This window comes from Actinokineospora sp. UTMC 2448, from assembly GCF_024760565.1.
Lineage (GTDB): Bacteria > Actinomycetota > Actinomycetes > Mycobacteriales > Pseudonocardiaceae > Actinokineospora > Actinokineospora fastidiosa.
Map to the genome: position 1 here is coordinate 1,685,245 of NZ_CP031087.1, position 15,584 is coordinate 1,700,828.

Consider the following 15,584-nt stretch of genomic DNA (forward strand, 5'->3'; position numbering starts at 1 on the left):
CCCGTCACCACAGTGACGTACCTGGGCGAAGGCCAGGACAACATCGCCTACAAGGCCGACAACTACATCGTCCGCGTAGCCAAGCAGCCCGCCCCACCTGCCGACCCAGCCCCGCCGCCGCCCGCCCATGCCGCCACCCACGCCACCACCCAAGCCGCCTCCTCCAGCCGCGACTCCACACACGCCGACGCGCCTAGCCGCGCTGCCGGGCATGCTCACCCGCCCGACCGCGATGGTGGGCAGCCTGACTTACGCAGCCCCGCAGTCGGACACCACGAACACCGACCCGAAGCGGTCGGCGACGAAGCCGGTGTCGCCCCTGGCCAAGCCCTCCTGTCCGACTCACCCGGCCTGCCCGACTCGCCCAGCCGCGTCGCTGCGCAGAGCGCTGCGCCCGGCCGCGTCGCTGCGCAGGGCGCCTTGCGCGACGGCGTTGCCCGGCAGAGCGGCCTGCCTGGTCACGTTGTCGGGCAGGGTGGCTTGCCCGGTCACGTTGCCGGGCAAAGTGGCTTTCCTGACCGCGGTGTCGGGCAGGGTGGCTTGTCCGGCCTCGATGCTGAGCAGGCTGGTTTGGCTGCTCGTGCTGCCGCCACCAAGCGGGATGCGGACTTGCTTACGGCTGTTGGCGCGTTGCTTGCCGCGGGCGGGGTCGCGGTTGCCGTGCCTGTGCCGCTGGTGGTGGACGCCGAGGCTGGTGTCCTCGTCTACCGCGAGCTGCCGGGTACGCAGCTTCTCGATGTCCGCTTCGGGGACATCGACATCGAACCCGAGCTGAGGCGGGTGGACGATGCCGCGTTGGCGGGTCCGCTCGCCGAACTGCTCACCGTGCTCCACAACGCGCCCGTGGCAGAGTTCGGTGTGCTCGCGGGGGTGGACGACGAGTCGACCGGGGTCTGGCTGGCCGAGGCCGTCGAGTCGTATCGGTCCATCTCCTCCTTTCTGACACCGGCGCAACGCCGGGCCGTCGAGTCCTTCCTGGATAGTGAGCCGCCCGCCATGGCCGGGCCGCTTGTCTTCTCGCACAACGATCTCGGTGCTGAACATCTGCTCGTCGACACCGAGACCGGTGTGCTCACCGGCGTCATCGACTGGACTGACGCCGCCGTCACCGATCGCGCCCAGGACTTCGCGCGGCTGTTCCTCGACCTCGGACCGGCGGTGCACGACGCCGTCCTCAGCCACTACCGCGGTCCCTACGGCGCGGCCGACTTCGACCGCACGGTGTTCTACGCCCGCTGCACCCTCATCGAGGACGCCGCGTACGGGATCGAGACCGACAACCCGGCGTACTACCGGGCGGCCATCGCCCACTTCCCGCACACGTTCGACGCCTAGCCGCGCAGGCGTAAGCCCTTCGGCGTCGCGCGGAAGCCCGCCTCGCGTAAGACATCCGCCAGCGACGACGTGAGCGCCACCTCGCCATCGGCGCGCTGGACCGACAGCTCGCCTAACCAGCCGTCGCGCACCGCCCGGGACAGGCCCTCCGCGGCGGAGCGGAGAGTTGCCTCGGCCTCGGTGAACGACAGCAGCGTCCGCCCACCCCGCTCCACGTACAGTGCGGGCGTGCCGTCCACGAGCACCGCCAAGGCGCCCGCCTTGCGGGCCGGACGGTGGCCACCAGCGCCGACCGGGTCCGGCCACGGCAGGGCGGCCCCGTACGGCTGGGCCGGGTCGGCCGCGGCCAGGACCACCGCTTCCGCGTCGACCACCGCGTCATCCGAGCGGGACAACGCGCGCAGCCGGTCCACCGCGCCCCGACTGGCGAACTGCGCCGCGCCCAGCCCCTCCACGACGTAGCCGCGGATGATCTGCCCGGACTCCTCCATCGCCCGCAGTACCTTGTAGACCCCGCTGAACCCGCCCGTCACGCGCTCGGTGTCCAGCGCGCCCCTGGTCAGCACGCCGTGGCGTTCCAGGAACGCCTCGGCCCGGGCGTGCGCCCGCCGGGTGGTCTCCGTCTCGCGGTCGGGGACCAGCGACCACCTGCCCGCCACCGTCGGCGGGCCCGTCCGGCTCGGCATGCTCGGGCGCGCCGCGCGCATCCGGGCGTAGCGGCCGCGGGGCGCCGACCGACGCGGCCGGTGGGCGCCGCCGCCGGACAGCACCGCCCGCAGGGGCGCCAAGGTGTCGTTGGTGACCAGACCGCCCCACACGAGGTCCCACAGGGCGGCGATCACGTCGGCGTCGCCGGGCGCCTCGGCGCCCCCGTCGAGCAGAACGGCACTGGCACGGTCGGCCAACTGGCGGAAGAACAGCGCGCCACCGTCCAAAGCGGACAGCACCGCGCCGTGCAGCGGGGTGTCGGGCACCGCCTCCTCGACATCGGGCAGCAGCAGGTCGGCGACGTCGGACGGGGCCAGCGCGAGCCAGCCGTCGCCGCCCGCAAGCGACCCCGTGCCGCACCACGTCACCTCGCCCGTCGCGGTCAACTCGTCGAGGAGGGCCGGGCTGTAGCCCGGCAACCGGGCGGGCAGCACCAGCGATTCCAACGCGCTCGCGGGCAGCGGGGCCCCCGCCAACTGCTCGATCACCGACAGCACATCGTCAGCGGTCGGCAGCCCGCGCTGCTTGCGGCCCACGCCGTGCCACCCCGGCAGGAACCGCCCCAGCGCGGCCGGTTCGACCGGCTCGACCTCGGCGCGCAGCCGGGCCAGCGACGCGCGCCGCAGCCGTCGCAGCACGTCGGCGTCGCAGAACTCGGTGTGCGTGCCGCCGGGCCGCAGTTCGCCGCGCACCAGCCTGCCGGAGCCCGCCAGTCGTTCCAGCACGCCCGTCACCACCGACACCCCCAGCCCGAACCGCTCGGCGGCCTCCGCCGCCGGGAACGGCCCGTGCGTGCGGGCATAACGCGACAGCAGGTCGCCGAGCGGGTCAGGGACCGGCTCGGTGAACACCTCCGGCACACCGACCGGCAACGCGGTGCCCAGCGCGTCCCGAACCCGGCCCGCGTCCTCGATGGCGATGTACCGCTCCTCGCCGCCGATGCGCACCCGCAGCGCGCGCCGGGCCTGCTGCAGCTCGGCCAGCCACTCCGGCCGCACGCCCCGCTCGGCCGCCTCGGCCTCGCTGAGGTCGCCCAGGAAGCGCAGCAGGTCGGCGGCGTCCTCGGCGTGCCGGGCGTGCCGCTCCGGCGTAAGCCGCTGCAGCGAGCGCTCGACCTCGGCCACGATCTCCGGGTCGAGCAGCTCCCGGATGGCCTCTGACCCCAACAACTCGGCCAGCAGCGCGCTGTCCAGGGACAACGCGGCCGCCCGACGTTCGGCCAGGGGGACGTCCTCGCCGTAGAGGAACATCCCGATGTAGCCGAACAGCAGACTGCGGGCGAACGGCGACGCCGACTGCGTCTGGACCTCCACCACCCGCACGCGCCGCGCCCGCACGTCGGTCATCAGCTCACGCAGGCCCGCGACGTCGTACACGTCCTGCAGGCACTCGCGCATCGCCTCCAGCACGACCGGGAACTGCTCGTACTTCGAGGCGACCGACAACAGCTGCGCCGATCGCTGTCGCTGCTGCCACAGCGGGGTCCGACGGCGCGGGTCCCGCCGGGGCAGGAGCAGCGAGCGGGCCGCGCACTCGCGGAACCGGGAGGCGAACAGCGCCGAGCCGCCCACCTCGGCGACGATGACCTGCTCGACCTCCTCGGGCGCGAGGATCACGTCCTCGGCGCCCGCGACCAGCTCCCGCCCGGAGTCGTCGACCGTGTCGGGCAGCCGGACGACGATGCCGTCGTCGGAGTGCGCGATCTGCGCATCGACCCCGCGCGACTCGCGCAGCCGGGCGCCGATGGCCAGCGCCCACGGCGCGTTGACCTGCGCGCCGAACGGCGAGTGCACCACCAGCCGCCAGTCGCCCAGCTCGTCGCGGAACCGCTCGACCAGCAGCGTGCGGTCGTCGGGGATGTGCCGGGTGGCCTCCCGCTGCTCGGCCAGGTACGCCAGCAGGTTGTCGGTCGCCCACGCGTCGAGCCCGGCCGCGGCCGCCCGCTCCCGGGCCGCCGCGGGCTCGGCGGCGGCCAGCTCCCGCAGGAACGCGCCCTGCGCGCGGCCCAGTTCCAGCGGCCGACCCGGGGAGTCGCCCTTCCAGAACGGCATCCGCGCGGGCTCGCCCGGGGCTGGCGTGACGATCACCCGGTCGTGGGTGATGTCCTCGACCCGCCACGCGGACGTGCCCAGGAGGAACGTGTCGCCCACCCGCGACTCGTACACCATCTCCTCGTCCAGCTCGCCGACCCGCGACCCGGGCCGCCCCTCGTCGCCCGGGGTCATGACGGCGAACAGGCCGCGGTCGGGGATCGTGCCGCCGGAGGTCACCGCCAGCCGCTGGGCGCCCGGCCGCCCGCGCAGCTCCCCGGAGATCCGGTCCCAGGTGACGCGCGGACGCAGCTCGCCGAACTCCTCCGACGGGTACCGCCCCGCGAGCATGTCCAGCACCGCGTACAGCGCCGAGTCGGGCAGCGCCGCGTACGGGGCCGCCCGCCGCACGACCGACGCCAGCTCGTCCACCGTCCACGGCTCCACCGCCGTCATCGCCACGATGTGCTGGGCCAGCACGTCGAGCGGGTTGCGGGGGTAGCGCACGGCCTCGATCGCGCCCGCCGACATCCGCTCGGCGACCACCGCGCAGGAGACGAGGTCGCCGCGGAACTTCGGGTACATCACCCCGCGCGACACCGCGCCCACCTGGTGCCCGGCCCGGCCCACCCGCTGCAGCCCGGCCGCCACCGTCGGCGGCGACTCGACCTGCACCACCAGGTCGACCGCGCCCATGTCGATGCCCAGCTCCAGCGACGAGGTCGCCACCACGCACGGCAGGCGGCCCGCCTTCAGGTCCTCCTCCACCATCGTCCGCTGCTCGCGCGACATGGACCCGTGGTGGGCCCGCGCCACCACGGGCGTGGTCGTCCGCGCCAGCCCCGACTGCCCGATGGCCTCCGCGGGGAAGCGGTCCAGGTCGGGCACCTCCTCCTCGGCCAGCTCGTTGAGCCGGGCGGTCATCCGCTCCGCCAGCCGCCGCGAGTTGGCGAACACGATCGTCGACCGGTGCCCGCGGACCAGCTCCAGCACGCGCCGCTCCACCGACGGCCAGATCGAGTTCCTCGGCGGCGGCCGGATGCCGTCCTCCTCGCTCATGGGCGGCTGCTCGTCCAGCCGGGACATGTCCTCGACCGGCACCTCCACCCGCACCTCGATCGTCTTGGCCGACGCGGGCCGCACCACCGTCACCGGCCGCCCGCCGCACAGGAACGCGCTCACCTCCTCAACCGGCCGCACCGTCGCCGACAGCCCGATCCGCTGGGCCGGGGACTCCAGTAGGGCGTCGAGCCGCTCCAGCGACAGGGCAAGGTGCGCGCCGCGCTTGGCGCCCGCGACGGCGTGGACCTCGTCGACGATCACCGTCCGGACCCCGCGCAGCGACTCCCTGGCCGCGGAGGTGAGGATCAGGAACAGCGATTCCGGCGTCGTGACCAGCACGTCGGGCGGGGTCCGGGCGAACGCGCGCCGCTCGTCCGCAGGGGTGTCGCCCGTGCGCATGCCCACCGTGATGTCCGGCTCGGGCAGGCCGAGCCGGTGCGCGGCCTGGCGGATGCCCGCCAGCGGCGCCCGCAGGTTGCGCTGCACGTCCACCGCCAGCGCCTTCAGCGGGGACACGTACAGCACCCGGCACCGGTGCTTGGCCTCGGCGGGCGGTCCATCGGTCGCCAGCCGGTCCAGCGCCCACAGGAACGCCGCCAGCGTCTTGCCGGAGCCCGTGGGGGCGACGACTAACGCGTGCTCGCCCGCCGCGGCCGCCTGCCACGCCCCCGCCTGCGCGGCGGTGGGCGCGGCGAAGGCCCCGGTGAACCACTGCCTGGTGGCCGGGCTGAACACGTCGAGAACGTCGCTGCTCACCCGGCCATCTTCACCCAGCCCACCGACGGCCGTCGGAAGTTGTCCACAGGCCCCGGCTGTCCACAGCCTGCCGGGTCGCCCTTGACACGACCGCCACTTGCCAGGACCGCGACCATGGACGCGACCGGGCATGGCAGCATCACACCCGACATCCCGGGGGTGGCCGCGGCGAGCGCGGCTGGGGGTTGCTTGACGAGGGGAGAGCAGTGAACGTCCTGTCCGTGGATCTCGGCACGTCGAACACCGTCGCCGTGCTGGCCGCGCACGGTCGTCCGCCGCGGGTGGTGGACGTCGACGGGTCGTCGATGATGCCGTCGGCGGTGTTCGCCGCCGAGGACGGCGGGCTGGTCGTCGGCCGCGACGCCGAGCGGCGGGCCCGGCTCGACCCCTCCCGGTTCGAACCCAACCCCAAGCGCCGCGTCGACGAGGGCACCCTGCTGCTCGGCGACGTCGTCGTCCCGGTCACCGACGCGCTGGCGGGCGTGCTGCGGCGGGTCGCCGACGAGACCTCCCGGCAGCTCGCGGGCAAGAAGCCGGACGAGGTCCGGCTGACCCACCCCGCCCAGTGGGGCCCGGTGCGCCGCAACGTCCTGCTCTCCGCGGCCCGGCAGGCGGGCATGGGGTCCAACATCGTGCTGGTCCCCGAGCCGGTCGCCGCCGCCGCGCACTTCGCCTCCTTCCCCGGCCAGAAGCTGGCCCCCGGCCAGGCCCTCGCGGTCTACGACCTGGGCGCGGGCACCTTCGACGTCGCCGTCGTCGGCGCGACGCAGAAGGGCTTCGTCGTGCTCGCCGAGGCGGGCCTGCCCGACCTGGGCGGACTCGACGTCGACCAGGCGCTGCTGGAACACGTCGGCAGGCAGGTCTCCCACCGCGACCCCGCGGGCTGGCAGCGGCTGCTGCGGCCGGAGTCCACGGGTGACCGCCGCGCGCAGCGCGCGCTGCGCGAGGACGTCAAGGCGGCCAAGGAGGCGCTGTCGCGGCACCCGCAGACGGAGGTGCCGCTGCCGGAGCCGTTCGAGGACGTGCTGGTCACGCGGGTCGAACTGGAGGCGCTGATCCGCCCGGGCCTGCTGCGCAGCGTCGAGCTGCTGGCGGCGACCATCCGCTCCACCGGCATGAGCCCGGACCGGCTCGCGGGCATCTACCTCGTCGGCGGCTCCAGCCGCATCCCGCTGATCGCGACCCTGATCGCCGAGCAGCTGCGGGTCGTGCCGACCAGCCTCGACCAGCCGGAGACCGCCGTCGCCCTGGGCGCGCACCACGTGCCCCAGGAGGGCGTCACGATGCGCACCGGCGACATGAGCGGGGCCATCGAGAACGCCCAGCGCACCCAGGCGATGGTGCCGCGCACCGGCGGATTCACGGCGCAGCCGCAGACCCCGGCCCAGCCGTTCCCGCCCCGTGTCCCGGCGCAGCGGCCCGGGCCGCCGTCCACGCCGGTGCCCGCGCAGGGGCCGCCGTCGGCGCCGATCCCCGTGGGCACGCCCGGCCCGCCGTCGCAGCCCAACCCGCTGCCGCACTACCCGGCGCCGCGTCCGCCGCAGAAGGCCAACAGCAACAAGATGTGGTACCTGGCCACGGCGATCGTCGCGGTCGTGGTGGTCGGCGTGGTCAGCGTCATCATCGCCACGTCGGGCGGCGGCTCGGGCGACCTGGCCGCGGACTGCAGCGACCAGAACACCGACGCCTCGGGCTTCACCCCGTGCATGCGGGAGGTCGCGGGCGATGTCCTCACCACCGGGGACTGCGAGTCCGGCATCAACCTCGGCACCCGCTCGATCCCGACCCCGGGCGCGAAGTCGGCCACCTGCACGCTCGACGACGGCTACATCGCGCTCTACTACCACTTCGACTCCGCCGACCTGGTCGACCAGAACATCGACGCGGTGATCGCGGGGATGGGCAAGAACAAGTCCGACGCCCAGACCGGCGCCTGGAACGGCGGCAAGCTCAGCGGGACCTACTACGAGGTGGAGATCCTCGAGGGCGCGGCCATCCTGCTGTTCAGCGTGGACGACACCCCGATCATGGGGTCGGTCGCGAAGCTGACCCCGGGCGACGGGCCCGTCGACCTGACCGACTACTTCGAGAAGAACATCAAGCCGAGCGTGTCGGGCTGAGTCAGCGCCGGTTGCGGTAGTACAGCAGGCCGGTGATGATCGCGGCGACCAGGACGGCGATGATCCCGATGTCCAGGAGCATGGACTCGGTCTCCGACGGCGGCGAGAACTGCGTGAGCACGGCGCCAGTCTACGGACCCTAGACTGGCGCTGATGCGTATTACCGCTTTCCGCGCGCGGTTGGCCGAGGAGTTCGGCCCGCTCCGCGCCGACACGATCGCCCGCGACCACGTCTTCGCCGCTCTGGGCGGCCGCACGGTCGACCAGGCGCTGGACGCCGGGCTGTCGACGAAGGACATCTGGCGGGCCGTCTGCGAAGTGTTCGAGGTGCCGACCGAGCGCCGGTGACGGCGCGAGCATGTTTCAGTGCGCCGGTGACGGTGTGAGCATGTTCCAGTGCGCCGGCGACGGCGTGTCGTTATACACCCTCGAACACCTGTTCGCTACGATCCATCCACAGCGGGACCGGTTGTCCACAGGACGGCGATGTCTGCGGAAAATCGTCGGCCCCAGCCCGTAGCGTCAACGGCGTGAGCACGAAGCAGTCTCGAAAAGGTGGAACGACGATGCCAGCAGCCCCGGATCGGGACAAGGCCCTCGAACTGGCCTTGGCCCAGATCGACAAGAACTTCGGGAAGGGCTCGGTGATGCGCCTGGGCGAGGAGACCCGGGCGCCGATCCAAGTCATCCCGACCGGCTCCATCGCCCTCGATGTCGCACTCGGCATCGGTGGCCTGCCGCGCGGACGGGTCGTGGAGATCTACGGCCCGGAGTCCTCCGGTAAGACCACCGTCGCCCTGCACGCGGTGGCCAACGCCCAGCGCGCAGGCGGGATCGCCGCGTTCATCGACGCGGAGCACGCCCTGGACCCCGACTACGCCAAGAACCTCGGCGTGGACACCGACGCCCTGCTGGTCTCCCAGCCGGACACCGGCGAGCAGGCGCTGGAGATCGCGGACATGCTGATCCGCTCCGGCGCGCTCGACATCCTGGTCATCGACTCCGTGGCCGCCCTGGTGCCGCGCGCGGAGATCGAGGGCGAGATGGGCGACAGCCACGTCGGCCTGCAGGCCCGGCTGATGAGCCAGGCGCTGCGCAAGATCACCGGCGCGCTCAGCAACTCGGGCACGACCGCGATCTTCATCAACCAGCTGCGCGAGAAGGTCGGCGTCATGTTCGGCTCGCCGGAGACGACGACCGGTGGCAAGGCGCTGAAGTTCTACGCCTCCGTCCGGCTGGACGTCCGGCGGATCGAGACCCTCAAGGACGGCGGCGAGCCGGTCGGCAACCGCACCCGGGTCAAGGTCGTGAAGAACAAGGTCGCCCCGCCGTTCAAGCAGGCCGAGTTCGACATCCTGTACGGCAAGGGCGTCAGCCGCGAGGGCTCGCTGATCGACATGGGTGTCGAGCAGGGCATCCTGCGCAAGTCGGGTGCTTGGTACACCTACGAGGGCGACCAGCTGGGGCAGGGCAAGGAGAACGCCCGCAAGTTCCTGCTGGAGAACCCGGACGTGGCCAACGAGATCGAGAAGCGCATCAAGGAGAAGCTGGGCATCGGGCCCAAGCTCGACGCCGAGGAGACGACCGCCCCGGCGCCGGTCGACTTCTGATGTCGGGGCGGTCGGAGTGGCCCGACGACTGGGTGGTCACTCCGGCCCGGCCCCCGGACGTCCTGGCGGGCTGGGACGACACCGAACCACCCCGTGCGGGGGGAGGGGAAGGACAGACAAGGGACAAGCGGACAGAAAACGAGCAGGCAGGACGACAGGACCAGGCCCCGTGGGAAAGCCCGCAGCCCGGGCGACCGGACCACGCCTCCGGGAAAGGGGCGGGGCCCGCCGCTGAACCGGTCGAGTTCGCGCGGTGGGATGAGGAGCCCGAGCCCGAGCCCGAGCGGCACGCCACGGTCGCAGAGCGGGACGATCCTGTCGGGCGGGACGATCCTGTCGGGCGGGGCGAGCCTGCCGAGCGGGATGAGGCTGCTGGGTGGGGCGACATCGCGGGGCCCGCTGAGCCTGTGGGGTCCGCCGAGAAGGTCGGCCGGGGCGAGCCTGTGGGGGCTGGTCAGCCTGGCGGGTTCGACCCGCCGGTGGGGTCCGGCGAGGCCGCCGGGCCGGGCGAAACTGCGGGGCACGCCGATCCTGTGAGGTCCGGCGAGGCTGTGCTGCGCGGTGAGGTTGTGCGGCGCGGCGAGATCGCTGGGCGCGCTGCTGCGGGGCACGTCGAGTCGGCAGGGCGTGATGAAACTGCAGGGCTCGGTGAGGCTGGGCGGCTCGGTGAGGCTGCGGGGAGCGGTGAGGCGGACCAGCGGGACGCTTCAGCGCGTGGGCGGCGGGGGCTCGGTCGGGCGGGTGGTCGTCGGTCGGGTTCGGTGTGGGCTGGTGCGGCGGAAGCGGATGCTGTCGCGGATGCTCAGGCGTGGCTTGAGTCGGTTCGCGGGCGTGGGGGCGTGGGGGCCGGGTCTGCCGGTGCGCGTGAGGTGGGGGAGGCGCGGGAGGAGAGGTCGCGCGCGTCTCGGGCGGTCGACCGGGAAGAGGCTGGGGTGGCTCCGGCGTCCGGCGAGGACCCTTCCCGCGCGGCTCGGGCAGAAGGCGCGGGTGGGGCGCTGGGACGTCAGGGCGGGGCCGTGAGGACTCCGGCCGGGCGGGCCGAGGTGGAGTCCGGGCCGGGCGCCGCGGGTGGGCAGAGTGCTGGAGATGGGCTGGATGCGGGGGCTGGACGCGCTGCCGGGGTTAGCCGGGGCGAAGGGGAAAGCACGGCTCGGCAAGGTGCGAGGAAAGCGGGGGCTCGGCGGGGCGAGGGGGAAGCCAGGCCTGGGCGGGGTGCAGGGGAAACCGGGGGCCGTCAGCGTGACGGGGAAACCGGAGGCGGTCAGCGTGACGGGGAAACCGGAGGCCGTCAGGGTGAGGGGGAAACCGCGGGCCGTCGGGGTGAGGGGGAAACCGCGGGCGGTCGGGGTGAGGGGGGAATCGGGGGCTGGCGGGGTGAGGGGGAAGGGCGTCAGGGGCGTCGGCGGCGGGGGGAGGACGTCGACCCTGCTGCCAAGGCCAAGGACATCTGCTACCGGCTGCTGACCATGCGTCCCCACACCCGGACGGAGTTGGCGCAGGCGTTGCGGAAGCGGGAGATTCCCGATGACGTCGCCGAGAGTGTGTTGGGCAAGTTCGATGCCGCCGGGTTGATCGACGACGCCGCGTTCGCCGAGATGTGGGTGCGGTCGCGGCATGAGCATCAGGGGTTGGGGCGGCGGGCGCTCGCTGTGGAGCTCAAGCGGCGGGGGGTCGACAGTTCGGTGGTGGCCGACGCCGTGGGGGCGGTGGATGACGAGGCCGAAGAGGAGCGGGCCGCGGCGCTGGTGCGTAAGCGGTTGCGGGCCATGTCCGGTGTGGACGAGCAGGCCAAGATCCGGCGGCTCGTCGGCATGCTCGCGCGCAAGGGGTACGGGCAGGGACTGGCCTATCGGGTGGTTCGCGCCGAACTCGGGGCCGAGGGGCTCGACGAGCTCGGCGAGTGATCACGACCACACCTCATTTCCCCAGGATAACGGGGGTTTGTGAGTGATATCACAGGCCTATTAGGCACCTTCGTAGTGGTTCGGTGACGCTGCGGCGCGCACCCTGTGGTACTTGTCACACCTGGCATCGGCACGGCAGAGTCGGCGGCGAGGGGATGTCGGGCCCGGGAGCTACCCGGGCGCGGCGGCCACGAACCGACCGGCTTACGGAGGTGCGGACATGTCGAGCACGGAGTACACCGAGCTGCAGCGGACGATAGGTCAGCTGCGGCAATGCGTCGGCGCGCTACGCGCGCGGTACGGCGATGTCCCGGCCGTGCGCCGGATCGCCAACGACATCGATCGACTCGACATCGATGCGGGCGAGCTGGTGCAGCCCGCCCACACCCCGGCTCCGCGTCAGGCGGAGGACGTCGTGGTGGTGCCGGACACGCCCTACGACCCGGCGCTCTGGCAGGGCGCCGACGACGAGGGCGTCGGGGGCTACCAGCGATAGCTCCCCTCCCCCCACCACTGACACGACGAGGACGCGCATGAAGTCAGGCGTCGGCGCCCCCACCAGGGCCCGCATCCCGGATAAGACCCTGCGGACGGACCGGTGGTGGTTGCCACCGCTGCTGACCAACCTGGGCTTGGCGGCCTTCGTCGTCTACGCGACCATCCGGTCGTTCTGGGGTTCGGCGTACTGGGTGCCCGAGCACGGCTACCTGACGCCCTTCTACTCGCCGTGCCTCAGCGAGTCCTGCCTGCCGGGATCCAGCCACTTCGGCACTCCGCTCCCGGAGCTGCCCGGCTGGATCCCGCTGGGCTTCCTGGCTCTGCCGTTCCTGCTCGGCTTCCGCCTGACCTGCTACTACTACCGCAAGGCCTACTACCGGTCGGTCTGGCAGTCGCCCACCGCGTGCGCCGTGGCCGAGCCGCACGACCGGTACACCGGCGAGACGCGGTTCCCGCTGATCATCCAGAACGCCCACCGCTACTTCTTCTACGTCGCGTTCCTCATCTCGATCATCAACACCTACGACGCGATCCTGGCGCTGACCCACGGCCTCGGGCTCGGCGGGATCATCCTGCTGGTGAACGTGACGCTCCTGTGGGCGTACACGCTGTCCTGCCACTCGTGCAGGCACATCGCGGGCGGGCGGCTCAAGCACTTCTCCAAGCACCCGGTGCGCTACCGCCTGTGGACGCTGATCTCCAAGCTCAACGTCCGCCACATGCAGCTGGCCTGGACGACGCTCGCCACCCTCGTCATCACCGACCTCTACGTGATGCTCGTGGCCAGCGGCGTGATCAGCGACCTGCGCATCATCTCCTGACGCCCACCCCACCAGATAGAGGGAAAACAACAGCATGACCGAGGTCGAGCGGCACCCGTACGACGTTGTAGTGATCGGTGCCGGTGGAGCGGGACTGCGAGCGGTGATCGAGGCCCGCGAGCGCGGCCTGCGCGTCGCGGTGGTGTGCAAGTCGCTGTTCGGCAAGGCGCACACGGTGATGGCCGAGGGCGGGTGCGCCGCGTCGATGGGCAACGCGAACGCCAACGACAACTGGCAGGTGCACTTCCGCGACACCATGCGCGGCGGCAAGTTCCTCAACAACTGGCGCATGGCCGAACTGCACGCCAAGGAGGCCCCGGACCGAGTCTGGGAGCTGGAGACCTACGGCGCCCTGTTCGACCGCACCCCCGACGGCCGGATCAGCCAGCGCAACTTCGGCGGGCACACCTACCCCCGCCTCGCCCACGTCGGCGACCGCACGGGCCTTGAGCTGATCCGCACGATGCAGCAGAAGATCGTGTCGCTGCAGCAGGAGGACCACGCCGAGTTCGGCGACTACGAGCACCGGATCAAGGTCTTCGCCGAGTGCACCGTCACCGAGCTGATCAAGGACGGCGACCGGATCGCGGGCGCGTTCGGCTACTGGCGCGAGTCCGGCCGGTTCGTGCTGTTCGAGGCGCCCGCGGTGGTGCTGGCGACCGGCGGCATCGGCAAGAGCTTCAAGGTCACGTCGAACTCCTGGGAGTACACCGGCGACGGCCACGCGCTGGCCCTGCGCGCGGGCGCGACGCTGATCAACATGGAGTTCGTCCAGTTCCACCCCACCGGCATGGTCTGGCCGCCCAGCGTGAAGGGCATCCTGGTCACCGAGGGCGTGCGCGGCGACGGCGGGGTGCTCAAGAACTCCGAGGGCAAGCGCTTCATGTTCGAGTACATCCCGGACGTCTTCAAGGGACAGTACGCGGACGCGCCCGAGGAGGCCGACCGCTGGTACACCGACCAGGAGAACAACCGCCGCACCCCCGACCTGCTGCCCCGCGACGAGGTCGCGCGCGCGATCAACTCCGAGGTGAAGGCGGGCCGCGGCTCACCGCACGGCGGGGTGTTCCTCGACATCGCCAGCAGGCTGCCCGCCGAGGAGATCAAGCGCAGGCTGCCGTCGATGTACCACCAGTTCAAGGAGCTGGCCGACGTCGACATCACCGCGGAGCCGATGGAGGTCGGCCCGACCTGCCACTACGTGATGGGCGGCATCGAGGTCGACCCGGACACCGCGGCGGCGAGCGTGCCCGGCCTGTTCGCCGCGGGCGAGTGCTCCGGCGGCATGCACGGCTCCAACCGCCTCGGCGGCAACTCGCTGTCGGACCTGCTGGTCTTCGGCAGGCGCGCGGGCCTGGGCGCGGCGGACTACGTCCAGTCGCTGTCCGACCGGCCCAGCGTCGCCCAGTCCGATGTGGACGCCGCAGCGCTGTCGGCGCTGGCGCCGTTCAACCCCACCGACACCGCGGAGAACCCCTACACGCTGCACAACGAGCTGCAGCAGGCGATGAACGACCTGGTCGGCATCATCCGCAAGGCCGAGGAGATCGAGCAGGCCATCGACAAGCTCCAGGCGCTGCGCGTCCGGATCAACGAGGTCACCGTCGAGGGGCACCGCCAGTTCAACCCCGGCTGGCACCTGGCCCTCGACCTGCGCAACATGCTGCTGGTCAGCGAGTGCGTCGCCCGCGCCGCGCTGCTGCGCACCGAGAGCCGGGGCGGGCACACCCGCGACGACTTCCCGCAGATGGACTCGCAGTGGCGCAACACGCTGCTGGTCTGCTCGGCCAGCGGCGACGGCCTGGTGCCCGAGGTCAGGGTGGAGCCCAAGGAGCAGGAGCCGATGCGGCAGGACCTGCTGGAGCTGTTCGAGCTGCCGGAGCTGGAGAAGTACTACACCGACGCCGAGCTGGCGGCGCACCCGGGAAGGACGTCCTGACGTGGCCTACACCGCGAAGTTCAAGGTCTGGCGCGGGGACGCGGAGTCCGGGGGGCTGCACGACTTCGACGTCGAGGTGAACGAGGGCGAGGTCGTCCTCGACATCATCCACCGGCTGCAGGCCACCCAGGCCCCCGACCTGGCCGTCCGCTGGAACTGCAAGGCGGGCAAGTGCGGCTCGTGCTCGGCGGAGATCAACGGCAGGCCGAGGCTGCTCTGCATGACGCGCATGTCGACGTTCACCGAGGACGAGGTCGTCACCGTCACCCCGATGCGCACGTTCCCGGTCATCCGGGACCTGGTGACGGACGTGTCGTTCAACTACACCAAGGCGCGGGAGATCCCGTCGTTCACGCCGCCGAAGGACCTGCAGCCGGGCGAGTACCGGATGCAGCAGGTGGACGTCGAGCGCTCGCAGGAGTTCCGCAAGTGCATCGAGTGCTTCCTGTGCCAGAACACCTGCCACGTGGTGCGCGACCACGAGGAGAACAAGGAGGCCTTCGCGGGCCCCCGCTACCTCATGCGCATCGCCGAGCTGGAGATGCACCCCCTGGACACCGCCGACCGCGTGCGGCCCGCCCAGGACGAGCACGGGCTGGGCTTCTGCAACATCACCAAGTGCTGCACCGAGGTCTGCCCCGAGCACATCAAGATCACCGACAACGCGCTCATCCCCATGAAGGAGCGCGTCGCCGACCGCAAGTACGACCCGATCGTGTGGTTGGGCAACAAGCTGTTCCGGCGCTAGCCGCGACGAAAAGGGGCCCCGGTCACCACGACCGGGGCCCCTTCGCGTTGCGG

10 protein-coding genes are annotated in these 15,584 nt (G+C 72.1%); 9 read left to right on the plus strand and 1 reads right to left on the minus strand.

The annotated features are described in order from the left end of the window. Nucleotides 1-12 precede the first annotated feature (12 nt). Nucleotides 13-1,335 (plus strand): phosphotransferase, encoded by a 1,323-nt coding sequence (locus Actkin_RS08105; protein WP_258906557.1) that lies wholly within the window; start codon nt 13-15, stop codon nt 1,333-1,335. On the opposite strand, the gene Actkin_RS08110 is transcribed toward Actkin_RS08105, so the two are convergent. Then, nucleotides 1,332-5,891 (minus strand): ATP-dependent helicase, encoded by a 4,560-nt coding sequence (locus Actkin_RS08110; protein WP_258906558.1) that lies wholly within the window; start codon nt 5,889-5,891, stop codon nt 1,332-1,334. The genes Actkin_RS08105 and Actkin_RS08110 overlap by 4 nt on opposite strands. A gap of 206 nt (nt 5,892-6,097) precedes the next feature. Between Actkin_RS08110 and Actkin_RS08115 the strand changes: the two genes are divergently transcribed. The 8 genes from Actkin_RS08115 to Actkin_RS08150 all read left to right on the plus strand — a co-directional run bounded on the left by Actkin_RS08115 (nt 6,098) and on the right by Actkin_RS08150 (nt 15,531). After that, nucleotides 6,098-8,011: an Hsp70 family protein gene (locus Actkin_RS08115; RefSeq protein ID WP_189211913.1), complete on the plus strand. Its 1,914-nt coding sequence runs from the start codon at nt 6,098-6,100 to the stop codon at nt 8,009-8,011. Between the two features lie 153 nt (nt 8,012-8,164). Further along, nucleotides 8,165-8,359 carry a DUF3046 domain-containing protein gene (locus Actkin_RS08120; RefSeq protein WP_189211912.1) on the plus strand — a complete coding sequence of 65 codons (195 nt, stop codon included), beginning with the start codon at nt 8,165-8,167 and terminating at the stop codon, nt 8,357-8,359. A 218-nt stretch (nt 8,360-8,577) separates the two neighbouring features. Then, on the plus strand, nt 8,578-9,621 hold the full coding sequence (gene recA, locus Actkin_RS08125) for a recombinase RecA (RefSeq protein ID WP_258906559.1): 1,044 nt from the start codon (nt 8,578-8,580) through the stop codon (nt 9,619-9,621). 1,445 nt (nt 9,622-11,066) lie between these two features. Next, nucleotides 11,067-11,525 (plus strand): regulatory protein RecX, encoded by a 459-nt coding sequence (locus Actkin_RS08130; protein ID WP_396122979.1) that lies wholly within the window; start codon nt 11,067-11,069, stop codon nt 11,523-11,525. A 220-nt stretch (nt 11,526-11,745) separates the two neighbouring features. Then, nucleotides 11,746-12,021: an Rv0250c family protein gene (locus Actkin_RS08135; RefSeq protein ID WP_189211909.1), complete on the plus strand. Its 276-nt coding sequence runs from the start codon at nt 11,746-11,748 to the stop codon at nt 12,019-12,021. A gap of 37 nt (nt 12,022-12,058) precedes the next feature. Continuing rightward, nucleotides 12,059-12,844 carry a succinate dehydrogenase subunit SdhC gene (locus Actkin_RS08140; RefSeq protein WP_189211908.1) on the plus strand — a complete coding sequence of 262 codons (786 nt, stop codon included), beginning with the start codon at nt 12,059-12,061 and terminating at the stop codon, nt 12,842-12,844. Nucleotides 12,845-12,878: 34 nt separating this feature from the next. After that, a complete protein-coding gene (locus Actkin_RS08145; protein ID WP_258906562.1) occupies nt 12,879-14,783 on the plus strand; it encodes a fumarate reductase/succinate dehydrogenase flavoprotein subunit in 1,905 nt (634 codons plus the stop codon). A 1-nt stretch (nt 14,784) separates the two neighbouring features. Beyond that, complete coding sequence (locus Actkin_RS08150; protein ID WP_189211906.1) at nt 14,785-15,531, plus strand: succinate dehydrogenase/fumarate reductase iron-sulfur subunit; 747 nt, start codon at nt 14,785-14,787, stop codon at nt 15,529-15,531. Nucleotides 15,532-15,584: the final 53 nt, after the last annotated feature.

Bases quoted from the DNA above. Each gene is read 5' to 3' on its own strand.
- Actkin_RS08140 (WP_189211908.1), top strand. From the start codon at position 12,059: ATGAAGTCAGGCGTCGGCGCCCCCACCAGGGCCCGCATCCCGGATAAG.
- Actkin_RS08145 (WP_258906562.1), top strand. From the start codon at position 12,879: ATGACCGAGGTCGAGCGGCACCCGTACGACGTTGTAGTGATCGGTGCC.
- Actkin_RS08135 (WP_189211909.1), top strand. From the start codon at position 11,746: ATGTCGAGCACGGAGTACACCGAGCTGCAGCGGACGATAGGTCAGCTG.
- recA (WP_258906559.1), top strand. From the start codon at position 8,578: ATGCCAGCAGCCCCGGATCGGGACAAGGCCCTCGAACTGGCCTTGGCC.
- Actkin_RS08120 (WP_189211912.1), top strand. From the start codon at position 8,165: ATGCGTATTACCGCTTTCCGCGCGCGGTTGGCCGAGGAGTTCGGCCCG.